We start from the raw sequence: 8211 nt of genomic DNA, 5'->3' as shown, positions 1-8211 counted from the left end.
GTCCCGGCCGCCTGAGACGAGGTCCCAGAGCTGTTCGGGGGTGTCGGTGCCGCCGGGCAGGCGGCAGGCCATGCCCACGATCGCGATCGGCTCCCGCTGTCCGTCCCGTACGTCGCGCAGCTCTTCACGTGTCTTGTGCAGTTCCTCGGTCACACGCCGGAGGAGATGCCGGATCTGGTCGTCACTCACAGGTCTTGCCTTCCGCACGGGCTGAACAGGGGAGCTTCAGGAGATGCCGAGCTCGTTGCTGATGAAGCTGATGAGCTCGTCGTCGGAGACGGCGGAGAGATCGCCGGAACCGGCCGTCGTTTCCTCGGGACGCGGACCCTCAAGGAGCCGCAGCAGCCTGGAGACGGCGGCCTGCCGGTCCGGCTCAGGGACCGCGCCCTCGGCCAGCAGGTCCTCCAACTCGTCGAGCTTGGCCAGCGCCACGGCCAACGGCGGCTCAGGCTCGGGGACCAGGAGGTCGTGCAGATGCTCGATGAGCGCCTCGGGGGTCGGGTGGTCGAACACCAGGCTGCTCGGCAGCGCCGTACCGGTCAGCCGGCTGAGGCGGTTGCGCAGCTCGACCGCCGACAGCGAGCTGAACCCCTGGTCGCGGAAGCCGCGATGGTCCTCGACCTCGGACGCCGACTCGTACCCCAGCACGGCGGCGACCTCGCCACGGACGAGCCTGCGAACCGTCTGCCTCCGCTCAGACTCGGGCATCGCGGCCAGTCTGACGGCCAGATCCTCCTCCGGCTCCTGGGCCACGGCGTCGGCCGCGTTCAGCGCGGCCTCGGGAAGCTCACCCAGCAGCGGGTACGGCCTGGCCGAGAGCACCGAGGCCCAGTCGGCACGGCTGACGACAAGTCTGGTCTCCCCGTGCCCGACCGCCTCCTCAAGCGCGGTGACGGCGAGGCCGGGCGCCATCGGCGGGAAGCCGTCACGCACCAGCTGCCTCTTCGCGGCGGGATCGGCGATGCCCTCGCCGTCCCAGTGCCCCCACGCGATCGACGTGGCGGGCAGGCCCGCCGCGCGGCGGTACTCGGCGAAGGCGTCCAGGAAGGCGTTGCCCGGCGCGTAGTTGCCCTGCCCCGCCGACCCGAGCGTGCCGGTGACCGAGGAGAACAGCACGAACGCCGACAGCTCCAGCTCCCGGGTCAGCTCGTGCAGGTTCAGCGCGCCCGTGACCTTCACCCGCAGCACCCGGTCCATCCGCTCGGCCGTCAGGGAGCCGACGAGTGAGTCGTCCAGCACGGCCGCGGTGTGGACGACCGCGGTCAGCGGGTGTTCCGCGGGGATCGCGGCGAGTACGGCGGCCAGCGCCTTCCGGTCGGCCACATCGCAGGCGGCCACGGTGACCTGGGCGCCGAGGGAGGTCAGCTCGGCCTCCAGCTCGGCGGCCCCGGGCGCGTCGAGCCCCCGGCGCCCGACCAGCAGCAGCCGCCGGGTGCCGTTGGCGGCCAGACGGCGCGCGACATGGCCGCCCAACGCCCCCGTGCCGCCGGTGATCAGTACGGTTCCCTCCGCCGTCCACGGCACCGGGGCACCACCCCCGGGAAGCGGCGCGGGTACCAGCCGCCGTACGAGGAGGCCGTTCGCGCGGGCCGCGAACTCCGACTCACCGTGCTGCCCGGTCAGGGCGGTGACGGCGTGCGCGGCGGCACGCGGGTCCGGCGTCACGGGCAGGTCGATCAGACCGCCCCACCGCTCGGGCTTCTCCGTGGCCACGACCGGGCCGAGGCCCCACCCGAGCGCCCCGGCCGGACGGCTGACCGGGTCCGAGGGGCCCGTCGAGACCGCCCCGGCGGTCGCCGTCCACAACCGTCCGCCGATCCCCGCCAGGTCGAGGGCCTGGATCAGCGCGACCTCGGCGGCGGCCCCGCTGGGCACCGCCGGATGTCCGGGACACGGGGAGTCGTCCAGGGAGAGCAGGGACAACACCCCGGACGGCGCGGAGGGCAGGTGCTCCAGGGCGTTGACCAGCGCCGTACCGATGCTCTCGGCGTCGGCCGTACCCGTCTGGACGACCACCGGCGCCACCCGCGTCCCACGCCCGGTGAGAGTGCGGGCGAGCACGTCGGCCCATGCCGCCCCGGCCACCCCGGCCGGTCGGACGAGCAACCAGCTCCCCTCGGTACGGCTCCGCGCCGGGGTCACCGTGTCGAGGGGACGCCACACGACGCGGTGACGCCACGAGTCGACGGTCGAACGGACACCGTCGGCGGCGTGCCAGGACGCCAGGGCGGGCAGAACCGTGCCCAGGGCGTCCCGCACCCGTTCCCCCTCGGTGCCCAGGGCGGAGACCAGGGAGTCGAGATCCCCCCTGCCGACCGTGTCCCAGAAACGGGCGTGCCGTGAGCCGTCACCTCCGGAGGAGACGCCCCGCTCCAGCCAGTGCCTACGTCGCTGGAAGGCGTAGGTGGGCAGGTCGACGGTCCTGGGCTGTCCGGTGAGGGTGGCGGTCCAGTCGACGTCCACGCCATCGACGTGCAGGCGGGCGGCCGCGGTGAGAAGGGTGGTGGATTCCGGCCGGTCACGGCGCAACGTCGTGAAGGCCGGGATGTCGGGTGTCGTCTCGGTGGCGAAGGTGGTGAGGACGGGGTCGGGGCCGAGTTCGAGGAAGAGGTCGGTGGTGGGTGCGGCGGTGGTGAGGGCGTCGTGGAAGCGGACGGGGTGGCGTAGGTGGTTGGTCCAGTAGGTGGGGTCGGTGTGGGTGAGGGGTTCGCCGGTGTGGTCGGAGATGACGGGCAGGGTCGGGGGGTTGAAGGTCAGGCCGCTGATGGCGTCGCGGAACTCGTTGAGGATGGGGTCGAGGTGGTGGGAGTGGAAGGCGTGGCTGACGGTGAGGTGCTTGGTTTTGCGGCCGAGTTCGGTGAAGTGGTCGGTGAGTTTCCGGACGGCTTCCACGTCGCCGGTGATGACGGTTGAGGTGGGGGTGTTGAGGGCGGCGATGGTGACTGCGGGGTCGAGTAGGGGGGTGATGTCTGTTTCTGGGGCGTTGATGGCGGCCATGGCGCCTGGGGGGAGGTCGTTCATGAGGCGGGCGCGAACCGCGACCAGGTGGACGGCGTCCGCCAGGCTGAGCACGCCGGCGAGGTGGGCGGCGGTGATGCCGCCGATGGAGTGGCCTGCCAGAGCGGTGGGGTGGATGTTCCAGGAGGCGAGCAGGTGGTGCAGGGCGGTGTGGAGGGTGAACAGGGCGGGTTGGGTGTAGAGGGTGTGGTTGAGCAGGTCTTCGTGGGCGGGGTCGAAGATGACGTCCTTCAACGCAACAGGGAGGTGCCGGTCGAACAGTGCGGTGACCTGGTCGAAGGCATGGGCGAAGGCGGGGTAGGTCTTATACAGGGTGTGGCCCATGCCGGTGCGTTGGCTGCCCTGGCCGGTGAACAGGAAGGTCACCCGGGGTGTGCCTTTGACGGGGTGGGAGTCGGTGAGCGCCCGTAGCTTTCCGGCCAGGTCCGCACTCGTGTCGCCGAGGACGACCGCGCGGTGTTCGAACACGCTTCGGGTGGTGACCAGCGAATGTGCCACATCCTCGGGGCGCAGCTCGGGGTGGGTTTCCAGGTGGTCGGCCAGGCGGGTGGCCTGGGCGGTCAGCGCTGCCACCGAGCGGGCTGACAGGGGGAGCGCGACGGGGGAGTTCCGCTTTTCGTCGCGGGGTTGTGGGGGTGTTTCCGGGGCCTGTTCGATGATGACGTGGGCGTTGGTGCCGCTGATCCCGAACGACGAGACACCCACGCGGCGGGGCCGTCCGTTCCGGGGCAACGGAACGTTCTCGGTCAGCAGCCGGACCCCGCCCCCGGCCCAGTCGACGTGCTCGGACGGCTGGTCGGCGTGCAGCGTCCTGGGCAGGATCCCCTCCCGCAGGGCCTGCACGACCTTGATGACACCGGAGACTCCCGCGGCGGCCTGGGTGTGGCCGATGTTGGACTTCAGCGACCCCAGCCACAGGGGCCGGTCTTCGGGCCGTTCCTTGCCGTAGACCGCGATGAGCGCCTGCGCCTCGATCGGGTCACCCAGAGTCGTGCCGGTGCCGTGGGCCTCGACGGCGTCGACGTCGGTGGGGACCAGCGCGGCGTCCCTGAGCGCCTGCCGGATCACCCGCTGCTGCGCGAGGCCGTTGGGGGCGGTGAGGCCGTTGGAGGCGCCGTCCTGGTTGATCGCGGTGCCCCGGATCACGGCCAGCACCCGGTGCCCGTTGCGCCGGGCGTCCGACAGCCGCTCGACCAGCAGGAGGCCGACGCCCTCCGCCCAGCCGGTGCCGTCCGCGGCGCCGGAGAAGGCCTTGCACCGGCCGTCAGGAGCGAGCCCGCCCTGCCGGGAGAACTCGGTGAACATTCCGGGGGCCGACATGACGGTCACCCCGCCCGCCAGCGCCAGGTCCGACTCCCCGGAACGCAGCGAACGGACCGCCAGGTGCAGCGCGACCAGCGACGACGAGCAGGCGGTGTCCACGGTCACCGCGGGCCCCTCAAGGCCCAGAACATAGGAGATCCGGCCGGAGGCGACGCTCGCGGTGGTGCCGGTCAGCGCGTACCCCTCGGCCCCCTCTCCGGTCTCGTGCAGGCGCGGGCCGTAGTCCTGTGGCGTCAGCCCGACGAACACTCCGGTGCGGCTGCCCCGCAACGTCTCGGGCACGATGCCGGCGCGTTCGAGGGCCTCCCACGCCGTCTCAAGCAGCAGCCGCTGCTGCGGGTCCATCGCGGCGGCCTCCCTGGGGCCGATGCCGAAGAACTCGGCGTCGAACCGGTCGGCGTCGTGCAGGAAACCGCCCTCCCGGGTGGTCGAGGTGCCGGGCCGTACGCCTTCGGGGTCGTGGAGCGCGTCCACGTCCCAGCCCCGGTTGGCGGGGAAGACACCGATCGCGTCGGTGCCGTCGAGCACCAGTTCCCAGAGGGCCTCGGGGGTGTCGGCGCCGCCCGGCCACCGTCCCGCCATCGAGACCAGCGCGATCGGCTCGTTCTCCTGGCCCCGCCGGTCGTCCTCGGCGGAGGGAACGTCCGCCGTACGGCCCTCGGCCGTCGCCTCCAGATGCCTGGCCAGGGCGAGCGGGGTCGGGTGGTCGTAGGTGACGGTCGTGGGGATCGTCAGGCCGGTCGCCGAGGACAGGCTGTCGCGCAGCTCGACGGCGCCGAGCGAGTCGAGCCCCAGATCCCTGAAGGTACGGCCCGCCTCGACGGCCCCCGGGTCCTCGTGGCCGAGGACTTCCGCGGTGGCCGAGACGACCAGGCCGAGCAGCTCCCGGGCCTGCCCGGACGCCCTGGCGACAGGATCCGGGACAGGTGGTCCGCCGAGCGGCGGCGGTACGGGCTCGGTGGCGGCGATCCAGTGGCGGTCACGCTGGAAGGCGTAGAGGGGCAGGGGAACGCGGCGCGCACTGGGACGCAGCGCGGCCGTCCAGTCGACGGGGGCGCCGTGCGTGTACAGGTGGGCGAGCGCCAGCAGGAACCGGTCCAGGCCGCCGTCGCCACGCCGCAGCGTCCCCGTCACCACCCCGTCGGAGGAGCCGGGCGCGGCGCTCTCCAGGATTCGCTCAATCCCGGTGGACAGGATCGGGTGCGGGCTGACCTCGACGAACACCGTGTGGCCGTCGGCCAGGGCGCCACGTACGGCCCGGTCGAACTCGACCGTCTGCCTGAGGTTGCGGTACCAGTAGTCGGCGTCGAGCGTGGCGGTGTCGAGCGGACCTCCGGTGACGCTGGAGTAGAACGCGACGCCGGTGCCGCGCGCGCCGTACCGGGGGAGGAATTCCAGCAGCCGGTCCCGCACCGCCTCGGCGTGCGCGGAGTGCGAGGCGTAGTCGATCCGCACCCGCCGTACGGGGACGTCCTCGGCCTCGTAGTGGGCGACGAGTTCGTCGAGCGCGTCGGCGTCACCGGAGACCACGGTCGTGTCGGGGCCGTTGACGGCGCCGATGTTCAGCCGTCCCTCCCAGCGGGCGAGCGTGGCGCGGACCCGCTCGACGGGCAGCGGGAGCGAGGCCATCCCGCCCCGCCCGGAGATGGCGGCGAGCGCCTGGCTGCGCAGCACCACGATCGCGGCGGCGTCGTCCAGGGACAGCGCCCCGGCCACGGCGGCGGCGGCGAGTTCCCCCTGCGAGTGGCCGATCACGGCGTCGGGGCGGACGCCGAACGACTCCCACAGCCGGGCCAGCGCGACCATGACCGCGAACAACGCGGGCTGGACGACGTCCACCCGCTCCAGGGAGGGCGCTCCCGGCTTCTGCCACAGCACGTCGGTCAGGGACCAGTCCACGTGCCGTTCGAGGGCCTCGGCGACGGTCCGCAGGTGCCCGGCGAACACCGGGGAGGACTCGGCCAGCCGCCTGCCCATGCCCGCCCACTGCCCGCCCTGGCCGGGGAAGACGAACACGGTTCCGCCGGGTTCACGGGCCGTGCCCCGCACGGAGCCCCTGACCGGCTCGCCCGCGCCGAACGCCCTGAGCCGCTCGCGCAGCTCCCCGCCCTCGGCCCCCACGAACACCGCCCGGTGGCCGAACGCCGTCCGGGTGGTGGCCAGTGAGAACGCGACGTCCGGCACGTCCCCGTCGAGCGCGGGGGAGGCGGCCAGCCTCGCGGCCTGCGCGCGCAGCGCGGCGGGCGTCCCGGCGGACAGGACCAGCGGTACGGCGACGGCCTCCGCGGCCGGTTCCGTGGTGACCTCCTCCCGGGTGCCGGAGGGCGCCTCGCCCAGGACGACGTGGCAGTTCACGCCGCCGACCCCGAAGGAGCTGACCCCGGCCACAAGCGGGGCGTCGGGGCGGGGCCAGGGCCGTGCCGTACCGGAGGCGACCCGCAGGTTCAGCGCCTCGAAGTCGATCAGCGGGCTGGGGGTCTCGAAGTTGAGGCTGGGCGGCACCTCCCGGTTGCGGATGCTCAGCACGGCCTTCAGCAGCCCGGCGATGCCCGCGGCCCCCTCCAGGTGGCCGATGTTCGTCTTGACCGAGCCGACGAGCAGCGGCTGCCCGGCGGGGCGGCCGGCGCCGAGGGCCGCCCCGAGCGCGGCGGCCTCTACGGGGTCGCCGACCCTGGTTCCGGTGCCGTGCAGCTCGACCACCTGTACGGCGGAGCCCTCGATCCCGGCCCTGCCCAGCGCCAGGCGTACGACCTCCTCCTGGGCCGTGGCGTCGGGCACGGTCAGGGCGCTGGTCGCGCCGTCGTTGTTGACCGCGCTGCCCAGGATGACGGCGTGCACCTCGTCCCCGTCCGCCAGCGCCTGGTCGAGCGGCTTGAGCACGACCAGGCCGCCGCCCTCCCCGCGCGCGTAGCCGTTGGCGCGCGCGTCGAAGGTGAAGCAGCGTCCGTCGGGGGACAGGCCGCCGAACCGGTCGGCGGTCACCGTGCTCTCCGGCACGAGGTTGAGGTTGACGCCACCCGCCAGCGCGACGGCCGACTCCCCCGAACGCAGGCTCTCACAGGCCAGGTGCACCGCGACCAGCGCCGACGACTGGGCCGTGTCGACCGTCAGGCTCGGGCCGCGCAACCCGAGGAAGTAGGACACGCGGTTGGCGAGGATTCCCCTGGTCAGCCCGGCGAGGGTGTGCCGGGTCACCGCGTTCGCACCGTTCCGGTAAACCAGCGTCGCGTAGTCGGAGGCCATCGCGCCGAGGAACACCCCCGAGGCCGTCCCCGCCAGCGTGGCGGGCGGCAGCCCGGCGTCCTCCAGCGCCTCCCAGGCCAGTTCGAGGACGAGCCGCTGCTGGGGGTCCATGGCCGTGGCCTCACGGGGGGAGACGCCGAAGAACCCGGCGTCGAACAGGTCGACGTGGTCGAGGAAGCCACCCCGCAGCCCCGCGATCCCGGGGTCGGCCCGCAGCCGGCCCTCGGACGGCTCACCGGTCGCGTCGTGTCCCGACCGCAGCAGCTCCCACAGGTCCGCCGGGTTCGGCGCGCCGGGCAGTCTGCAGGCGAGCCCGATGACCGCGATCGCCTCCCCACCGTTCCGCTCCCGCCGCGTGCTCTTCTCCGGCTTATTTCCTGCCATTGTGAAAACCCGCCTCTTGTCGTGCCTTCTTCGATCCGTTCGCGCTCCGGATATCGACTTCCGGGAGTTGTGGCGCGGGTGGTGGCCGCCCAGCGGACGTCGCAATTAAAAGGCGCGTCGGCAAGAATTCGGTGAGATCGCACAGCCGTGGGGGAAAGGATTCTCCCCGTTCGGTCTCTTCCGGCGGGCGGCGGTGTTACGTGGGCGGAACCCGGTGGGACTCAGCGACAGGCCCGGTCGGCC

At 73.0% G+C, this 8211-nt stretch carries 2 protein-coding genes; both read right to left on the bottom strand.

Going from position 1 to position 8211, the window contains the following annotated elements; genetic code table 11:
- Positions 1-189, bottom strand: a 189-nt coding sequence (locus ABT340_RS38125; protein WP_352015789.1) for a beta-ketoacyl synthase N-terminal-like domain-containing protein, incomplete at its 3' end; no start/stop codon positions are given.
- A 36-nt stretch (positions 190-225) separates the two neighbouring features.
- Positions 226-7968 carry a type I polyketide synthase gene (locus ABT340_RS38120; protein ID WP_352015788.1) on the bottom strand — a complete coding sequence of 2581 codons (7743 nt, stop codon included), beginning with the start codon at positions 7966-7968 and terminating at the stop codon, positions 226-228.
- Positions 7969-8211: the final 243 nt, after the last annotated feature.

Origin of the sequence: Streptosporangium sp. NPDC000239, assembly GCF_040300765.1 — a bacterium.
Taxonomy (GTDB): Bacteria; Actinomycetota; Actinomycetes; order Streptosporangiales; family Streptosporangiaceae; genus Streptosporangium.
This window is presented reverse-complemented; position numbering and strand designations above follow the sequence as displayed.

Bases quoted from the DNA above. Each gene is read 5' to 3' on its own strand.
- ABT340_RS38120 (WP_352015788.1), bottom strand. From the start codon at position 7,968: ATGGCAGGAAATAAGCCGGAGAAGAGCACGCGGCGGGAGCGGAACGGT.